Annotated in this window: 14 protein-coding genes; 7 read left to right on the forward strand and 7 right to left on the reverse strand. The window is 57.4% G+C overall.

Features of this window, described 5'->3' with window-relative positions; genetic code table 11:
- Positions 1-99: 99 nt before the first annotated feature.
- Positions 100-417 carry a met regulon transcriptional regulator MetJ gene (metJ, locus tag HMPREF1024_RS02740; RefSeq protein ID WP_002882924.1) on the reverse strand — a complete coding sequence of 106 codons (318 nt, stop codon included), beginning with the start codon at positions 415-417 and terminating at the stop codon, positions 100-102.
- Between the two features lie 267 nt (positions 418-684).
- Between metJ and metB the strand changes: the two genes are divergently transcribed.
- On the forward strand, positions 685-1845 hold the full coding sequence (gene metB / locus HMPREF1024_RS02735) for a cystathionine gamma-synthase (RefSeq protein ID WP_004150388.1): 1161 nt from the start codon (positions 685-687) through the stop codon (positions 1843-1845).
- 2 nt (positions 1846-1847) lie between these two features.
- Positions 1848-4280 carry a bifunctional aspartate kinase/homoserine dehydrogenase II gene (locus HMPREF1024_RS02730; RefSeq protein ID WP_002882944.1) on the forward strand — a complete coding sequence of 811 codons (2433 nt, stop codon included), beginning with the start codon at positions 1848-1850 and terminating at the stop codon, positions 4278-4280.
- Here HMPREF1024_RS02730 and HMPREF1024_RS02725 read toward each other — a convergent pair.
- Positions 4255-5391 carry an IS1 family transposase gene (locus tag HMPREF1024_RS02725; RefSeq protein WP_009309734.1) on the reverse strand — a complete coding sequence of 379 codons (1137 nt, stop codon included), beginning with the start codon at positions 5389-5391 and terminating at the stop codon, positions 4255-4257. The genes HMPREF1024_RS02730 and HMPREF1024_RS02725 overlap by 26 nt on opposite strands.
- A 138-nt stretch (positions 5392-5529) precedes the next feature.
- On the opposite strand from HMPREF1024_RS02725, the gene HMPREF1024_RS02720 reads away from it, so the two are divergent.
- Complete coding sequence (locus HMPREF1024_RS02720; protein WP_004895142.1) at positions 5530-7086, forward strand: bifunctional UDP-sugar hydrolase/5'-nucleotidase; 1557 nt, start codon at positions 5530-5532, stop codon at positions 7084-7086.
- A gap of 37 nt (positions 7087-7123) precedes the next feature.
- On the opposite strand, the gene HMPREF1024_RS02715 is transcribed toward HMPREF1024_RS02720, so the two are convergent.
- The gene (locus HMPREF1024_RS02715) at positions 7124-7495 is read right to left on the reverse strand and encodes a carboxymuconolactone decarboxylase family protein (protein ID WP_002882947.1); all 372 of its coding nucleotides are present in this window, start codon (positions 7493-7495) and stop codon (positions 7124-7126) included.
- Between the two features lie 91 nt (positions 7496-7586).
- On the opposite strand from HMPREF1024_RS02715, the gene HMPREF1024_RS02710 reads away from it, so the two are divergent.
- The 3 genes from HMPREF1024_RS02710 (at position 7587) to HMPREF1024_RS02700 (ending at position 10636) form a co-directional block, all read left to right on the forward strand.
- On the forward strand, positions 7587-8495 hold the full coding sequence (locus HMPREF1024_RS02710) for a LysR family transcriptional regulator (protein ID WP_004895139.1): 909 nt from the start codon (positions 7587-7589) through the stop codon (positions 8493-8495).
- Between the two features lie 228 nt (positions 8496-8723).
- Positions 8724-9611: a methylenetetrahydrofolate reductase gene (metF, locus tag HMPREF1024_RS02705; protein ID WP_002882952.1), complete on the forward strand. Its 888-nt coding sequence runs from the start codon at positions 8724-8726 to the stop codon at positions 9609-9611.
- Between the two features lie 143 nt (positions 9612-9754).
- On the forward strand, positions 9755-10636 hold the full coding sequence (locus HMPREF1024_RS02700) for a DMT family transporter (RefSeq protein ID WP_004177983.1): 882 nt from the start codon (positions 9755-9757) through the stop codon (positions 10634-10636).
- Positions 10637-10699: 63 nt separating this feature from the next.
- Here HMPREF1024_RS02700 and HMPREF1024_RS02695 read toward each other — a convergent pair whose 3' ends face one another.
- From HMPREF1024_RS02695 to HMPREF1024_RS02685, 3 genes are all read right to left on the reverse strand, one after another.
- Positions 10700-11803, reverse strand: coding sequence for a glycerol dehydrogenase (locus tag HMPREF1024_RS02695; protein ID WP_004146274.1), 1104 nt, complete (start codon positions 11801-11803; stop codon positions 10700-10702).
- 54 nt (positions 11804-11857) lie between these two features.
- Positions 11858-12520 carry a fructose-6-phosphate aldolase gene (gene fsa / locus HMPREF1024_RS02690; RefSeq protein WP_004177977.1) on the reverse strand — a complete coding sequence of 221 codons (663 nt, stop codon included), beginning with the start codon at positions 12518-12520 and terminating at the stop codon, positions 11858-11860.
- A gap of 205 nt (positions 12521-12725) precedes the next feature.
- Complete coding sequence (locus HMPREF1024_RS02685; protein ID WP_009309735.1) at positions 12726-13712, reverse strand: AraC family transcriptional regulator; 987 nt, start codon at positions 13710-13712, stop codon at positions 12726-12728.
- A gap of 24 nt (positions 13713-13736) precedes the next feature.
- Here HMPREF1024_RS02685 and zinT point away from each other — a divergent pair, with 24 nt between their 5' ends.
- Complete coding sequence (zinT, locus tag HMPREF1024_RS02680) at positions 13737-14387, forward strand: metal-binding protein ZinT (RefSeq protein ID WP_004177973.1); 651 nt, start codon at positions 13737-13739, stop codon at positions 14385-14387.
- A gap of 43 nt (positions 14388-14430) precedes the next feature.
- Here zinT and ppc read toward each other — a convergent pair whose 3' ends face one another.
- Positions 14431-17082 carry a phosphoenolpyruvate carboxylase gene (ppc, locus tag HMPREF1024_RS02675; RefSeq protein ID WP_004181636.1) on the reverse strand — a complete coding sequence of 884 codons (2652 nt, stop codon included), beginning with the start codon at positions 17080-17082 and terminating at the stop codon, positions 14431-14433.
- Between the last annotated feature and the right edge of the window lie 169 nt (positions 17083-17251).

The raw sequence follows: 17251 nt of genomic DNA on the forward strand, positions 1-17251 counted from the left end.
TGCCAGAAGAAGCCGCCTCAGGGCGGCTTTTTTGTCTCTTCCGCCTGCCTGGGCGGGAAAGAAAAAAGGGCGGAAGATTATTCCGCCCTTTTTATCGTCTCAGTATTCCCACGTATCCGGGTCGATTCCCAGTTCACGCATAATCGCTTTCGCCGCTTCCGGGATCTCATCGCTGCGCTCTTTACGCAGGTCTTCATCGTTAGGCAACGGTTGTCCGGTAAAGGCATGCAGAAACGCTTCGCACAGCAGCTCGCTGTTGGTCGCGTGACGCAGGTTATTCACCTGACGACGCGTGCGTTCATCGGTGAGGATTTTTAACACCTTCAGAGGAATGGAAACCGTAATTTTCTTTACTTGTTCACTCTTCTTACCGTGCTCAGCGTATGGGCTGATATATTCGCCGCTCCATTCAGCCATGAGATACCTTAATCCTCTGTTTATTAGTGAAGGGCCAGAATATTCCGCCCGGGCTATAATTGCGCGTAGTTTACCGTATGCGCGGGCTTTCTGACATGAGATAAGCCGCCGACGACGTGCGCTAATGCATATAATTTTAACGGCTATTTGCACTTTGCTCAATCTATACGCAAAGAAGTTTAGATGTCCAGATGTATTGACGTCTATTGTGACAATGATTACTCTGGAGCCTGACTTTTCACCGATTCAGCCCAGGAACTTCCCAACATGACGCGTAAACAGGCCACCATCGCAGTGCGTAGCGGTTTAAATGACGACGAGCAGTACGGTTGCGTTGTCCCGCCGATTCACCTCTCCAGTACCTATAACTTCACCGGCTTTAATGAACCGCGCGCCCACGACTACTCCCGTCGTGGCAATCCGACGCGCGATGTGGTGCAGCGCGCCTTAGCGGAGCTGGAGGGCGGCGCCGGCGCGGTGCTGACCAATACCGGAATGTCGGCGATCCTGCTGGTGACGACAGTGTTCCTTAAACCGGGCGATCTGCTGGTGGCGCCGCACGACTGCTACGGCGGCAGCTACCGTCTGTTCGACAGCCTGGCGAAGCGCGGCTGCTATCGCGTCCAGTTTGTCGATCAAAGCGATGAGCAGGCGCTGCGGGCGGCGCTGGCGGAAAAACCGAAGCTGGTGTTGGTGGAAAGCCCAAGTAATCCATTGCTGCGGGTGGTGGATATTGCGAAAATCTGTGGTCTGGCGCGTGAGGCCGGGGCAATTAGCGTGGTGGACAACACCTTCCTGAGCCCGGCGTTGCAAAACCCGCTGGCGCTGGGCGCCGATCTGGTGCTGCATTCCTGTACCAAATACCTCAATGGTCACTCCGATGTGGTGGCCGGGGTGGTGATTGCCAAAGATCCGGCAACTGTCACCGAACTGGCATGGTGGGCGAATAATATTGGCGTCACCGGCAGCGCCTTCGACAGCTATCTGCTGTTGCGCGGGCTGCGGACGCTGTCTCCACGGATGGAAGTGGCGCAGCGAAATGCCCTGGCGATCGTTGAGTATCTGAAAACCCAGCCGCTGGTGAAAAAGCTGTATCATCCATCGCTGCCGGAAAACCAGGGGCATGAAATTGCGGCGCGTCAGCAAAAAGGTTTTGGCGCAATGTTAAGCTTCGAGCTTGACGGTGACGAGCAGACGCTGCGCCGTTTTCTGAGCGGGCTGTCGCTGTTTACACTGGCGGAATCGCTGGGGGGCGTTGAAAGCCTGATTTCCCATGCGGCAACGATGACGCATGCCGGCATGGCGCCTGAAGCGCGTGCCGCCGCCGGAATTTCAGAAACGCTCCTGCGTATATCGACCGGTATTGAAGATGGTGAAGATTTAATTGCCGACCTGGAAAATGGCTTCCGGGCAGCAAACGAGGAATAAAGATGAGTGTGATTGCGCAGGCAGGGGCGAAGGGTCGTCAGCTGCACAAATTTGGTGGGAGTAGTTTAGCGGATGCGAAATGTTACCTGCGCGTCGCGGGGATCATGAAGGAGTATTCGCAGGCGGGGGATATGATGGTCGTCTCCGCCGCTGGCAGCACCACCAACCAGCTGATCAGCTGGCTTAAGCTTAGCCAGAGCGATCGCCTTGCTGCGCATCAGGTTCAGCAGTCGCTTCGCCGCTATCACACCGAGCTGATTGGCGGTCTGCTGGAGCCTGCGGCGGCGGATACGTTGATAGCCGCCTTTATCCACGACCTTGAGCGTCTGGCTGGTCTGCTGGACGGCGGGGTTTCCGAAGCGGTCTATGCGGAAGTGGTCGGCCATGGGGAAGTGTGGTCCGCGCGCCTGATGGCGGCGGTTCTCAACCAGCTGGGTATGGAAGCCGCCTGGCTGGACGCGCGCGCGTTCCTGCGCGCGGAACGCGCTGCGCAGCCGCAGGTGGATGAAGGATTATCCTATCCGCTGCTGCAGCAGCTGATGGCGCAGCATCCTAACAAACGTCTGGTGGTGACCGGCTTTATCTCCCGCAACCAGGCCGGCGAAACCGTCCTGCTGGGCCGTAACGGGTCTGACTACTCTGCCACCCAGATCGGCGCGCTGGCGGGCGCCTCCCGGGTCACTATCTGGAGCGACGTTGCCGGGGTGTACAGCGCGGATCCGCGCAAGGTGAAAGACGCCTGCCTGCTGCCGCTGCTGCGTCTGGACGAAGCCAGCGAGCTGGCGCGCTTGGCCGCGCCGGTGCTCCATGCCCGCACGCTACAGCCGGTTTCCGCCAGTGATATCGATCTGCAGTTACGCTGCAGCTACACGCCGGAACAGGGTTCCACGCGCATTGAGCGCGTGCTGGCCTCCGGTACCGGCGCACGGATTGTCACCAGCCATGACGACGTCTGCCTGGTGGAGTTCCAGGTGCCGGCCGGTCACGATTTCAAACTGGCGCATAAAGAGCTGGACGCTCTGCTCAAACGCGCCCAGCTGCGCCCGTTAGCCGTTGGCGTCCATGCCGACCGTAAGCTGCTGCAGTTCTGCTACACCTCCGAGGTGGCCGACAGCGCGCTGAAATTGCTCGATGAAGCCGGTCTGCCGGGCGAGCTGCGTCTGCGTCAGAAGCTGGCGCTGGTGGCGATGGTGGGCGCGGGAGTCACCCGTAACCCGCTGCACTGCCACCGTTTCTGGCAGCAGCTCAAAGGGCAGCCGGTGGAGTTCACCTGGCAGTCTGAAGAGGGGATCAGCCTGGTGGCGGTGCTACGCGCCGGGCCGACGGAAAGCCTGATCCAGGGGCTGCATCAGTCCTTGTTTCGCGCCGAAAAGCGTATTGGCCTGATGCTGTTCGGCAAAGGGAACATTGGTTCCCGCTGGCTGGAGCTTTTCGCCCGTGAACAAACTACGCTCTCGGCGCGTACCGGTTTCGAGTTTATTCTCGCCGGCGTAGTCGACAGTAAACGCAGCCTGCTGAATTACGACGGGCTGGATGCCAGCCGGGCGCTGGCTTTCTTCAACGATGAAGCGGTGGAGCAGGATGAAGAGTCGCTGTTCCTGTGGATGCGCGCGCACCCGTATGATGATTTAGTGGTGCTGGACGTCACCGCCAGCGAACAGCTGGCCGACCAGTATCTTGATTTCGCCAGCCATGGCTTCCACGTCATTAGCGCCAACAAGCTGGCGGGCGCCAGCAGCAGTGATAAATATCGTCAGATCCACGACGCGTTTGAGAAGACGGGGCGCCACTGGCTATATAACGCCACCGTGGGCGCCGGCTTGCCGGTGAACCATACGGTGCGCGACCTGATCGACAGCGGCGATACTATTCTCGGCCTGAGCGGTATCTTCTCGGGAACGCTCTCCTGGCTGTTCCTGCAGTTCGATGGCACCGTGCCGTTCACCGACCTGGTGGATCAGGCGTGGCAGCAGGGGCTGACCGAGCCGGATCCGCGCGTCGATCTGTCCGGTAAGGATGTGATGCGTAAGCTGGTGATCCTCGCGCGGGAAGCGGGCTATGACATCGAACCGGATCAGGTGCGTGTGGAATCACTGGTGCCGGCGCACTGTGAAGAGGGGTCGGTCGATCACTTCTTTGAGAATGGCGAAGAGCTGAACGAGCAGATGCTGCAGCGCCTGGAAGCGGCCCGCGAGATGGGGCTGGTGCTCCGCTACGTGGCGCGCTTTGATGCCAACGGCAAAGCACGCGTTGGTGTGGAAGCGGTACGCGAAGAGCACCCGCTGGCGGCGCTGCTGCCGTGCGATAACGTGTTTGCCATCGAAAGCCGCTGGTATCGCGATAACCCGCTGGTGATCCGCGGGCCCGGCGCCGGGCGCGATGTGACCGCCGGGGCGATCCAGTCGGATATTAACCGCCTGGCGCAGCTGCTGTAAGCGTCGCGTTATACTCTTGAACCAGTGAGGCCACTATTTGCGTTACGCGCCCTGCGGAATACAGGGCGCTCTGCGCAAACGCGGGTCTGTTTTTCAGCCATATTGTAAACCGTCGGCTGGACGCAAGGTCTGGTAGAAAGGCGTTCTCTTCTGCAGTGCCGGCAAGCCGGCAGACCATTTTCTGATTCTCTTCCTGCGTCCAACGCTGCCATGAATTTTGCCACCAGCCATGATGGGTTTTCCCCTGTAGCTGCCACGGAGCCGGGCTGGCTGGGTTCCTTATCTCTTCTTCCACATACCATAGATCGCCTTGCCGCTGACGAAAAAGCGGCGCCCAGGCAACGATCGCCGCGCCGCGTAAAAAGCATTCATGCGCAATAACGTGCGTTTTCACCTCTGGAAACTGCTGGCTAAGCAGTTTGAAATGACCGTGCGCGGCGATAACCGGGCGCAATATATTGCCGCGGGCATGGCGCTTTTGCATTGCGCTGCCGTACTGGATTTCATCGAACTGACTGCGTTGTAAAAAGCGCATTTCAGTGAGAGAAATACGTTGAATAATATCGTCAGTCTCCTCCCTGTCGGCTTGTCCGCCGCGCCAGCGATAGCGTAATGATTCGCCTACCGCGAAAGCAGTGAAATTAGAGGTAAGATGAATAACATTACCGCGCACGGCATCAAAGCTTAATAAAAAGTAGAGCTTTTGCCCGGCGGCATTACCCTGGAATGGCGCTATCAACGGTACGCTGCAAATACGTCGTGGGGCTTCAATTGGGGCGATGTGTGGGAATTTTGGCGTCCAGACCTTTTTACAGTGGCGGCACTGAAGGCGTTGCGTACCCTGCGGATTGCGGCCGTAGCGAATAATATCCCGCTGATAGCATACCGGGCAAAAATAGCCGTAGCGGCGGGCATGATCCGTCAGATAAGCCGCCAGCCAGGGGCGGAATTCCCGTTCGTTAAACAGGGGGGGATAGCTGCCGCAGGCTGCGCAGTAGAGCGCCGGGTAGCCCAGCCGAAAATTCGGGAAATGATACTCAGCCGCAGACGGTAAACCTAAATTGCGGCAGCCAAAAGTTTTACAGGCGTTAATGGTAAAGAGAGTATCCACTGGCAGGTCAATACCAACGATTTTTACAGGTCGTTAATTTTGTCCTGCTCAGGTTGCATACAACTGTGAATGCTCTCACATAAAAAAGTCTTTCAGAACGTAACTTAGCGGTTCTTTATCACTCTGAAAGGAACTCCGATGAAACTAAAAACAATGAGCGCAGCACTTCTGTTGACTTTGCCTTTCTGGGCCTGCGCCAAAGATGTCACCATCATTTATACCAACGATCTTCATGCCCATGTCGAACCTTATAAAGTGCCATGGATAGCGGATAGTAAACGAGATATTGGCGGTTGGGCGAATATCACGACGATGGTGAAACAGGAAAAAGCGAAAAATAACGCGACCTGGTTTTTTGATGCCGGAGATTATTTTACCGGGCCTTACATCAGTAGCCTGACGAAGGGTAAAGCGATAATCGATATTATGAATACGATGTCCTACGATGCGGTGACTATCGGTAATCATGAGTTCGATCACGGCTGGGATAATACGTTGCTTCAGCTTAGCCAGGCGACATTCCCGATTGTTCAGGGCAATATTTTTTATCAGAACAGCGATAAATCGTTCTGGGATAAGCCCTATACCATTATCGAAAAAGATGGCGTGAAAATTGGCGTGATTGGCCTGCACGGCGTGTTTGCTTTTAATGACACCGTTTCTGCCGCGACGCGAGTGGGTATCGAAGCGCGTGATGAGGTGAAATGGCTACAGCATTATATCGATGAACTTAACGGTAAAGTGGATCTGACCGTGGCCCTGATCCATGAAGGCGTCCCGGCGCGTCAGTCGAGCCAGGGGGGAACCGATGTGCGTCGTGCGCTGGATAAAGATATTCAGACTGCGGGTCAGGTGAAAGGCCTGGACGTTTTAATTACCGGCCATGCTCACGTTGGCACACCGGAGCCCATTAAAGTGGGTAATACGTTGATCCTTTCTACCGATAGCGGCGGCATCGATGTGGGTAAACTGGTGCTGGATTATCAGGAGAAACCGCACCAATTCACGGTGAAGCACTTTGAGCTGAAGACGCTTTATGCCGATGAGTGGAAGCCTGATCCGCAGACAAAACAGGTCATCGACGGCTGGAATAAGCAACTTGATCAACTGGTGCAGCAGGTCATTACACAATCGCCCGTTGAACTGACCCGTGCGTATGGCATCTCTTCGCCGTTGGGCAATCTTGCCGCTGACGCCTTGCTGTTGGCAGCAGGTAGGAGTACGCAGATGGCGTTAACCAACTCGGGCGGGATCCGGAATGAGATCCCCGCCGGGGCGGTGAGCATGGGCGCCGTTATCAGCACCTTCCCGTTTCCCAACGAGCTGGTCACCATGGATCTAACCGGGAAGCAGTTGCGTAGCCTGATGGAGCATGGCGCCGGGTTGAGCAACGGCGTGCTGCAGGTCTCCCGGGGACTGGAAATGAAGTATGACAGCAGCAAACCTGTGGGCCAGCGCGTTGTGTTATTCAGGCTAAACGGTAAACCGATTGACGATACGACGGTTTACCATATTGCCACCAACAGCTTCCTTGCAGATGGCGGCGATGGTTTTGTCGCGTTTACCGAGGGGCAGGCGCGTAATACCTCCGGCGGCTATTACGTTTCAAATGCGGTCGTAGACTATTTCAAAGCCGGGCAAAAGATAACGGATGAGCAGCTTAACGGGCAGCGCGTTGTCGATGTGAAGAAATAAGTTTTTAAGGCCGGGCAGTCAGCCCGGCCTTAAGCGATCAGTGGGCCGCAAATACCGCCCTGGCGGCAAACAGGCCGTTGAGGGCCGCCGGGAATCCGGCATAGACTGCCATCTGCATGATCGCTTCCGTAATCTCCTCTTGCGTCAGGCCGACGTTTAATCCCGCGGCAATGTGTACTTTCAGCTGTGGCTCGGCGTTACCCAACGCCGTGAGCGCGGCGATGGTGGCGATTTCCCGGCTGCGTAAATCGAGCCCTGGCCTGGCGTAAATATCGCCGAAGGGGAACTCAATCAGATAGCGGGCAAAATCGGGGGCGATATCCCGCAGGCTGTCGACGACGGCTTCCCCGCCCTTACCATCCACCCGCTGAAGCATTTCCTGACCGATGATATAACGTTCGCTGGACATCGTTTTTTCCTCTCTGTGATGGTGCGTTAAGAGGAAGGGTAGGGAAGTGTGCCGGACTTGAGTAATACCCTTTTCGTGATACCTTTTCAGTATGACAACTTCAAGATTACATTCTCTGGATATTCGCCTGCTGCGCGCCTTTGCCGTGGTAGCGGAGGAAAATAACATCAGCCGGGCGGCGCAGCGGTTATTTATCTCGCAGCCGCCGCTGACCCGCCATATCCGCCATCTGGAAGCGCAGCTGGGGGTGACGCTGTTTCAGCGCCATAGCAAAGGCCTGATCCTGACCGACGCGGGTAAAGAGGTGCTGGAGATGATTCAACCTCTGCTGGCGCTCCAGGAACGCACGCTGGCGGCATTGAGTGAGCTCGCCGTTCACTCGCCGCAGGCTCTACGTCTGGGCGTGACGACGGCCTTCGAACAGGGCATTTTCGCCGCCGTTGAGGCTGCGCTGAGCGAACATACCCGCGCGTTGCATATCACCCGCCACGCCTCACCGGCGCTGGCTCAGCAGGTACGCAAAGGCAAACTCGATGCGGCGCTGGTCGCGCTGCCGCTCAATACTGAAGGGCTGCACCTGCACCCATTGCCGTATCATGAGCCGCTCATTGCGGCATTACCGGCCTCCTGGCCGGAAGCCGCCAGGCCAGGGCTGACGTTAAGCGCGCTCAATCATCGGCCGCTGTTCTGGTTTAAACGCGAGCGTAATCCTGGTTTCTTTGACTACACGCGCCGCATTTTCGACCGGGCTGGCTATGCCCCGACGTATGTGGAAGAGCCGGCCGAGCATGATGTGCTGCTGGCGCGTATTGCGCGCGGCGAAGGCATGATCCTGCTGCCGGCGTCCTTTTCCGCGATTCAGCGTCAGGGGGTGGCGTTCTGCCCGGTGGCTGAGGGCGACGCGATGCCGTTAAGCCTTGGGGTGATTTATCCGCCTCACCAGGCAGAGTCCGTGCAGCAATGGCTTTCTCTGCTGGATGGCATTCTGGCGACTGGCTAGTCTCAGGCTGACTCGCGAGCCACCTTATATTGCCCACCGAGCCGCTTCCTGTGCGTGGCCAGGTGATCGGAAGATGAACTTTTTTCATGTAGGTGACCTATTCCTCACTCTTTACGCAGATTTTTCTATTGACGCCCGCGCGCTTTTCCGTCATTTTTACATCTGGACGTCTAAACGTATAGAAGTTCGCAATATAACAGCCATTACATGCGATTGATGAGGTAAGGTATGAGCTTTTTTCACGCCAATCAGCGGGAAGCCCTGAATCAGAGCCTGGCGGAAGTCCAGGGCCAGATTAATGTGTCTTTTGAATTCTTTCCGCCGCGCACCAGTGAAATGGAGCAAACCCTGTGGAAATCCATCGATCGCCTGAGCAGTCTGAAACCGAAGTTTGTTTCGGTAACCTATGGCGCGAACTCTGGCGAGCGCGATCGCACCCACAGCATCATCAAAGGCATTAAAGAGCGAACCGGTCTGGAAGCAGCGCCGCACCTGACCTGTATCGATGCCAGCCGCGATGAGTTGCGCACTATCGCTCAGGATTACTGGAACAACGGTATCCGCCATATCGTCGCCCTGCGCGGCGACCTGCCGCCGGGCAGCGGTAAACCGGATATGTACGCCGCCGATCTGGTGACGTTGCTGAAAGAGGTAGGCGATTTTGATATCTCTGTCGCCGCGTATCCGGAAGTGCATCCGGAGGCGAAAAGCGCGCAGGCGGATTTACTGAACCTGAAGCGCAAAGTAGAAGCAGGGGCCAACCGCGCGATCACCCAGTTCTTCTTCGATGTGGAAAGCTACCTGCGTTTTCGCGATCGCTGCGTCTCGGCAGGCATCGACGTGGAAATCATTCCCGGTATCCTGCCGGTCTCCAACTTTAAACAGGCGAAAAAGTTTGCGGATATGACCAACGTCCGTATCCCGGTGTGGATGTCAAAAATGTTCGAAGGGCTGGATAACGACGCCGAAACCCGTCAACTGGTGGGGGCGAATATCGCCATGGACATGGTGAAGATCTTAAGCCGGGAAGGGGTCAAGGATTTCCACTTCTACACCCTGAACCGCGCCGAAATGAGCTACGCCATCTGCCATACGCTGGGCGTACGCCCGGCCTGAGTTTTCATTAACGTTTAGTGCGATGGCGAAGCCGGTATTCGCCATCGCTTTTTTTTGCCCAAAACGCTGATACAGGTCAGGGGAGAGCAGAAGATAAAGCGCGTATAGTGCCAGCCTGATAATTGACAGGGATGGGTTATGCAATGGCAAGGAAGAGCGATCCACTGGCGTTTGGTGGGTTGGCGTTATTAACGCTGATCTGGAGCTTTAGCTGGATCGCGATGAAGCAAGTGACGAGCTATATCGGCGCTTTTGACTTCACGGCGCTGCGCTGTATTTTTGGCGCCGTGGTGCTATGGATAGTGATGTTGATCCGCGGTAAAGCGCTCAAGCCGACGCCTTTCGGCTACACCCTGGCGATCGCGTTATTGCAAACCTGCGGCATGGTCGGTCTGGCACAGTGGGCGCTAATGAGCGGTGGCGCCGGTAAAGTGGCGATCCTGAGTTATACCATGCCATTCTGGGTAGTGGTGATGGCCGCGTTATTCTTAGGTGAGCGCATGCGGCGATGGCAGTATATCGCCATCGGGGTGGCATGCGTGGGCCTGATACTCGTACTTCAGCCTTGGCAACTCGACTTTACCTCCCTGAAAAGCGCCTTGCTGGCGATCCTCTCCGGCGTGAGCTGGGGGGCAGGTGCGATCGTCGCGAAGCGTATGTATACCCGGTATCCGCAGGTTGATTTGCTGGCGCTAACGACATGGCAGATGCTATATGCCGCCGTAGTAATGAGCGTAGTGGCCTGGCTCGTCCCGCAACGGGCGGTAGACTGGCAGCCCGACGTTTTCTGGGCCCTGGCTTACAGCGCAATCCTTGCAACGGCGCTGGCCTGGAGTCTGTGGCTTTTTGTACTGCGTAATTTACCGGCAAGTATAGCCGGTCTGAGTACGCTGGCCGTACCGGTCTGTGGCGTGCTATTTTCCTGGTGGCTACTACATGAAAATCCAGGAAAGGTGGAAGGTTGTGGCATTGCGTTGATAGTACTGGCGTTGGCGATGATCAGTATCAAGAGACGAGGGGCATAGCCTGCTCCGGCCTGCAGAGATGCATAAAAAACACCCGGCTGACGCCGGGTGTTTTGCTCTGGTTTATTCCCATTCCTGCAGGAAGCGCTGACCATACTGGTCGGCCACCAGCAGCGCGGCGTAGACCTGGTCGGAATCAACGCCGCCCGGCATATTGTGAATGGTTTCGCCTTCAGCGCAGGCGGCTTCCGCCACCAGACGCATTTTGGTCGGGATATCACCTTTGATATCCAGCTGCGCCAGGGTGATCGGCAGCCCAACGCTGTGGCACAGCGCGGCGACGGTCTCTATTTCGTCCACCGGCGCATTTTCCAGCACCAGCTGCGTCAGGGTTCCGAACGCCACTTTTTCCCCGTGATAATAGTGATGGGCGTCAGGGATGGCCGTCATGCCGTTATGAATCGCGTGCGCCGCCGCGAGACCACCGCTTTCGAAACCCACGCCGCTCAGATAGGTGTTGGCTTCCACCACCCGCTCCAGCGCCGGGGTGACCACGTGCTGTTCGGCGGCCAGCATCGCTTTTTCACCCTCTTCGAGTAAGGTGTTGTAGCATAGCTCGGCCAGCGCCAGCGCCGCCTGGGTGCACTTCCCGCCCGCCATGGTGGTGGCGCCGCTACGGGAGCAGGCGCGGGCTTCGAACCAGGTAGCCAGCGCATCGCCAATCCCGGCGGCCAGCAGGCGGGCCGGCGCGCCGGCAACGATCTGCGTATCGACAATGACCATGTTGGGGTTGCGCGGCAGCATCAGGTAGCTGTCGAATTCCCCTTCGTCGGTGTATATCACCGACAGCGCGCTGCACGGCGCATCGGTGGAGGCGATGGTGGGGGCGATCGCCACCGGCACATTCATAAAGTGGGCCAGCGCTTTCGCGGTATCCAGGGTTTTGCCACCGCCGATCCCCAGCACGGCGGTGCACTTCGCGTTGCCGGCGATATCGCGTAGACGGTTGATTTCATTATGCGAACACTCACCGCCAAACGGCGCGATTTCGGCCGCCAGGCCAGCGTCGGCCAGGCTTTTACGCAGCATCTCTTCCGCAAACCCCAGGACGAACTTATCACCGACCACCAGCCAGCGCTCGGCCAGCGGTTTCAGATAGTCGCCGAGGCGCTTGATGGCGCCTGCGCCCTGGATATATTTGCCTGGTGATTGAATAATGCGATCCATTTCGATTCCTCCTCGATGACCGTGACGCCGCCCGCAGGCGGCTCGCGGATCCGGTTACAGATTCAGCGTGCCAAAGGCGTTATTCCAGTCTTGTTCAAACTTCTCTATGGCTGACTCTACCGCAGGGGTGCCGAGCATTTGTTGCGCTACATCTAGTGGAAGGGTGATTGCTTCGCAGCCAGCCAGCAGACAATCCAGCGCCTGGCGTGGCGTTTTGAAGCTTGCCGCCAGAACTTTGCTCTCGGGCGCATGCATTTCCAGCAGGGATTGCAGCTCCTGCACCATGCGGATGCCGTCCCCGCCCTGAGCGTCGACGCGGTTAACGTAAGGCGCGACGTACTTTGCGCCGGCCAGCGCGGCCAGCAGGCCTTGCGAAGCGCTGTAGACGGCGGTGCCAAGGGTCGGGATGCCTTCTTTCTTCAGCAGTTTGATAGCGGCGAGCCCTTCGGCGGTGACCGGGATTTTGACCACAATGCCCGGCACGGCATTGCTCAGACGTTTGGCCTCTTCCACCATGCCCTGCGCGTCGCGGCTCATGGTCTGCGCGAAGAGGGTGCCCTCCGGACCGACGGCTTTTTGCAGGCGCGGCAGCACATCCCAGACCGGGACTTTACCGGCGGCGATAATGCTCGGGTTGGTGGTTACCCCGGCCAGCGGGTAGATGCGGGCCAGGCGTTCCACTTCGGCGACGTTGGCGGTATCCAGATAGAGTTCCATTGTGTTTTCCTCAATGCTTAATTCGGTGCTGTCGTTGAGGTAAGCATACGGCTTTCGTTCGAAGGATCGCCAGATGACAAATTTGCCAAAAACTGGATAAATGTACGCATCGTGATTAAGGATGATTTAGATCACATTTATCGGTGCTGGCTGGGATGGGAGGTAACTATAGCGCGCACAAAAGTCAGGTTTAACACACAAAAATCTAGTTTTTTACCGGGGATGCTTTTTCCGTCAGCTGGCTATGGTACTGGCGGCGGTATTCAGACGGCGAGCGTTCCGTAGTTTTGCGGAACAGGCGGCAGAAGTAGTTGCTGTCGGCGAAGCCGCAGGCGTGGGCGATGTCTTTCACTTTCATATCGTGGCCCTTCAGCAGCATACGGGCCTGTTCGAGACGAATATGGTTTAGATATTCATTAAAGCCCATTGGCCCACATTTCTGGAACAGATGGGAAAGATAGTTGGGAGAGAGGTAGAACGCCTGGGCCACCGATTCCCGGCTCAGCGGTTCCGCATAATGGATGTCCATATATTGGCGGATCGCTTCAAACAACGCCTGGCTGCGCGAGGAGGTTTGCGCCTGGCTGCCGAGAAGATCATGGCAGTGGCTGAGCAGGCTGACGACGATGCTGCGGGCGGTTTGCTGCTCCTGCGGTTGCATCCGGAGTTCATTGAGCGCCTGCAGCAGAAATGATCCGACGCGCGGCCCGCGGCGCAGCGCCTGCCGCTTGTCGACAACAGTTATCGCCTTGCCATTCCAGTGCTGCAGCGAGCACTCCAGCTGCTGCTTAGCGAACAGGATGCTTAACAGCAGGCAGGGCGCTTGCCACTGCGGGCAGTTCCAGCTATCGCCAGGAATATAGAGCACGTCGTTGGCTTCGAGGGGAGGGGCGTTATCGCCGAGGGCCTGGTCGGGCAACTGCCCATCGAGGAGGATATTCAGACGGGGAAAATCCACCTGCACCACCGGCTCAGCAGGCGAGCGCGTCTCGCCGGCGAAATAAACCCGGCCGAGGCTGGTCTGCTTTTTTAGCAATGCATCAATAAGTTGATTGATATCGTTGTCCATCATTGTTCCGTTCAGCGCATCACCCTTTTCATCATACCGGACATTATTCCAGCGGTAAAAGCGCTTGCCTGTCGCTCTTGCCTCCCAGGTAAGATATGTTATATCGTAACAATTTGTCGCCATTGATAGCAAACTCAGGAGAGAGTAATGACCAGAAAGATCCCCCTGCTGGCCTTAGGATTCGGCATGGCTTTAGCCAGCGCCCAGGCGTTCGCCCACGGCAACCATAGCCATGGCCCGGCGTTAACCGAAGTGGAGCGTCAGGCCAGCGAAGGCATTTTTGCGGATAAAGATGTGCAGGACCGCGCGCTGAGCGACTGGGAAGGCGTCTGGCAGTCGGTGAACCCGTATCTGCTCAACGGCGATCTCGATCCGGTGCTGGAGCAGAAGGCGAAAAAGCCCGGCGGCAAGAGCGTGGAGGAGTATCGCGCCTATTATAAGAAGGGCTACGCCACCGATGTGGAGCAGATTGGCATTGAAGATGACGTGATTGAGTTCCACGTTGGCCAGACCGTCAATAGCTGTAAATACCGCTATTCAGGCTATAAAATTCTGCATTACGCCTCCGGTAAGAAGGGCGTGCGTTATCTGTTCGAGTGCCAGCAGGGCGATGCCAAGGCGCCGAAATTTGTGCAATTCAGCGACCATATCATTGGCCCGCGTAAATCACAGCATTTCCATATTTTCATGGGCAATGAATCACAGGAGGCGTTGCTGAAAGAGATGGATAACTGGCCGACCTATTATCCGTATGCGCTGCATAAAGAACAGATCGTTGATGAGATGCTGCACCACTAGAACGGGCGGAAAACCCCCGGCCGGGCGGCCGGGGAGAGATAGATTAACCGGTGTTACGCATACCGGCGGCGACGCCGGCGATGGTGACCATCAGCGCTTGTTCAACGCGCGGATCCGGGTCCTTGCCCTCTTCTTCAGCCTGGCGTGAACGGTGCAGCAGTTCCGCCTGCAGGACGTTCAGCGGGTCGGTATAGATATTACGCAGCTGGATAGACTCGGCGATCCACGGCAGGTCGGCCATCAGATGGGAGTCGTTGGCGATGGCCAGCACGACGTTGATATCGGCAGCCAGCAGCTTGCGCAGCTCGGAACCCAGCGCCCACAGCTCCGGCTTCACCAGGCGCTGATCGTAGTACTCCGCCAGCCACAGGTCGGCCTTCGAGTAAACCATCTCCAGCATGCCGAGGCGGGTAGAGAAGAACGGCCAGTCGCGACACATGGCTTCCAGTTCACTCTGTTTTCCACCTTCGACCACCTTCTGCAGCGCAGCGCCAGCGCCCAGCCAGGCCGGCAGCATCAGGCGGTTCTGGGTCCAGGCGAAGATCCACGGAATGGCGCGCAGCGACTCGACGCCGCCGGTTGGACGACGTTTTGCCGGACGCGAACCCAGCGGCAGTTTGCCCAGCTCCTGCTCCGGGGTCGCAGAGCGGAAGTAAGGGACGAAATCTTTGTTTTCACGCACGTAGCCGCGATACATCTTGCACGACACGTCGGACAGCTCGGCCATGATGTCGCGCCATTCTGCTTTCGGCTCCGGCGGCGGCAGCAGGTTGGCTTCCAGAATGGCGCTGGTATACAGCGACAGGCTGCTGATGGTGACTTCCGGCAGGCCGTACTTAAAGCGGATCATCTCGCCCTGCTCGGTAACGCGCAGGCCGCCTTTCAGGCTTCCCGGCGGCTGCGAGAGCAGCGCGGCGTGGGCCGGCGCGCCGCCGCGGCCGATAGAGCCGCCGCGACCGTGGAACAGCGTCAGTTCAATACCGGCTTTTTCGCAGGTTTTGATCAGCGCGTCCTGCGCCTGGTACTGCGCCCAAGAGGCGGCCATCACGCCGGCATCTTTAGCGGAGTCAGAGTAGCCGATCATGACCATCTGCTTGCCCTGGATAAAGCCGCGGTACCAGTCGATATTCAGCAGCTGGGTCATGACGTCGTTGGCGTTGTTGAGGTCATCCAGCGTTTCGAACAGCGGGGCCACCGGCAGAGCAAAGCCAATCCCGGCTTCTTTCAGCAGGAGATGAACCGCCAGCACATCGGACGGCGTTTTCGCCATCGAGATCACGTAGGCGGCGATCGATCCGCGCGGCGCCTCGGCGATCACCTTGCAGGTGTCGAGAACTTCACGCGTCTCTTCGCTTGGCTCCCACTGGCGCGGCAGCAGCGGACGTTTGGAATTCAGTTCGCGGATCAGGAAAGCCTGTTTGTCGGCTTCCGACCAGCTTTCGTAGTCGCCGATCCCGAGGTAACGGGTCATTTCACCCAGCGCTTCGGTATGGCGGGTGCTTTCCTGACGAATATCAATACGCACCAGCGGTACGCCGAAAGACTTCACGCGGCGCAGGGTGTCGAGCAGTTCGCCGTTGGCGATAATGCCCATGCCGCAGGCCTGCAGCGATTTATAGCAGGCGTACAGCGGCTCCCACAGCTGCTCGTTCTGAGTGATTAGTCCCGCCGGTTTCGGCAGCTTCTGACCTTTCAGACGCGCTTCCAGCCAGGCCTGGGTCTCCATCAGCTGAGAGCGCAGTTTTTTCATCAGATAACGGTAAGGTTCCTGAGCGCCCTCGGCGCCAGCCAGGGCGCGCAGCTCGTCGGTACACTCCACCATCGACAGCTCGGAGATCAGCACCTGCACGTCTTTGAGGAACAGGTCGGTCGCTTTCCAGCGGCTGAGCAGCAGCACGTGGCGGGTGATGTCGGCAGTCACGTTCGGGTTGCCGTCGCGGTCGCCGCCCATCCACGAGGTGAAACGCACCGGGACGAAGTCCACCGGCAGCTGATAGCCAAGGTTGGCTTCCAGCTGTTCGTTCAGCTCGCGCAGATAGTTAGGCACCCCTTCCCACAGGCTGTTTTCCACCACCGCGAAGCCCCATTTGGCTTCATCGACCGGGGAAGGGCGGTGCTTACGAATTTCATCGGTATGCCACGACTGGGCGATCAGCTGGCGCAGACGGCGCATTAGCTGATGGTGCTCGTAGTCAGCGATATCTTTGTTGTCCAACTGCTTAAGGCAGTTGTTCACTTCCACCATTTTATGGATCAGCGTCCGGCGGGTGATCTCGGTCGGGTGGGCGGTTAACACCAGCTCCAGAGACAGCGATTCCACCGCTTGTTTGATGGTCTCTTCGTTGAGATTGGGTTGGTCTTTGAGCTTTCTCAGGGTACGCGCAATGACTTCCGGATTGCTGGCCGCTTCGCCATTGGCCGAAATGCTGTGGTACTGCTCAGCGGTGTTGGCCAGATTCAGAAACTGGCTGAAGGCACGGGCCACCGGCAGCAGTTCGTCGTTTGACAAATTCTGCAGCGTGGTCAGCAGCTCCTGGCGGTTAGCTTCGTTGCCGGCGCGTGAAGATTTGGACAACTTACGGATAGTTTCGACACGATCAAGAATATTTTCTCCCAATGCATCCTTGATGGTATCGCCCAGCACCTTGCCGAGCATACTGACATTACTACGCAATGCGGAATATTGTTCGTTCATGTTACCCCAGACACCCCATCTCATTTTATTTTGTTATATCCGCTGCGCTGGAACGTGAGCAACGGATAAGCAACCCGTCTTTTATAAAGCCACGTAAATACCCCCACGTCAATTACTGCGAAATCGCTTCAGCAAACGAGTAAATCGCCGTAATTTGCGAAATTTAATT

It is taken from the genome of Klebsiella sp. 4_1_44FAA (assembly GCF_000238715.1).
In the GTDB taxonomy this organism is placed as follows: Bacteria; Pseudomonadota; Gammaproteobacteria; order Enterobacterales; family Enterobacteriaceae; genus Klebsiella; species Klebsiella pneumoniae.

What these genes read in the sequence shown, in the direction of transcription:
- metJ (WP_002882924.1), bottom strand. Translation starts at nt 417, where the DNA reads ATGGCTGAATGGAGCGGCGAATATATCAGCCCATACGCTGAGCACGGT.
- metB (WP_004150388.1), top strand. Translation starts at nt 685, where the DNA reads ATGACGCGTAAACAGGCCACCATCGCAGTGCGTAGCGGTTTAAATGAC.
- HMPREF1024_RS02730 (WP_002882944.1), top strand. Translation starts at nt 1,848, where the DNA reads ATGAGTGTGATTGCGCAGGCAGGGGCGAAGGGTCGTCAGCTGCACAAA.
- HMPREF1024_RS02720 (WP_004895142.1), top strand. Translation starts at nt 5,530, where the DNA reads ATGAAACTAAAAACAATGAGCGCAGCACTTCTGTTGACTTTGCCTTTC.
- HMPREF1024_RS02715 (WP_002882947.1), bottom strand. Translation starts at nt 7,495, where the DNA reads ATGTCCAGCGAACGTTATATCATCGGTCAGGAAATGCTTCAGCGGGTG.
- HMPREF1024_RS02710 (WP_004895139.1), top strand. Translation starts at nt 7,587, where the DNA reads ATGACAACTTCAAGATTACATTCTCTGGATATTCGCCTGCTGCGCGCC.
- metF (WP_002882952.1), top strand. Translation starts at nt 8,724, where the DNA reads ATGAGCTTTTTTCACGCCAATCAGCGGGAAGCCCTGAATCAGAGCCTG.
- HMPREF1024_RS02700 (WP_004177983.1), top strand. Translation starts at nt 9,755, where the DNA reads ATGGCAAGGAAGAGCGATCCACTGGCGTTTGGTGGGTTGGCGTTATTA.
- HMPREF1024_RS02695 (WP_004146274.1), bottom strand. Translation starts at nt 11,803, where the DNA reads ATGGATCGCATTATTCAATCACCAGGCAAATATATCCAGGGCGCAGGC.
- fsa (WP_004177977.1), bottom strand. Translation starts at nt 12,520, where the DNA reads ATGGAACTCTATCTGGATACCGCCAACGTCGCCGAAGTGGAACGCCTG.
- HMPREF1024_RS02685 (WP_009309735.1), bottom strand. Translation starts at nt 13,712, where the DNA reads ATGGCGACAAATTGTTACGATATAACATATCTTACCTGGGAGGCAAGA.
- zinT (WP_004177973.1), top strand. Translation starts at nt 13,737, where the DNA reads ATGACCAGAAAGATCCCCCTGCTGGCCTTAGGATTCGGCATGGCTTTA.
- ppc (WP_004181636.1), bottom strand. Translation starts at nt 17,082, where the DNA reads ATGAACGAACAATATTCCGCATTGCGTAGTAATGTCAGTATGCTCGGC.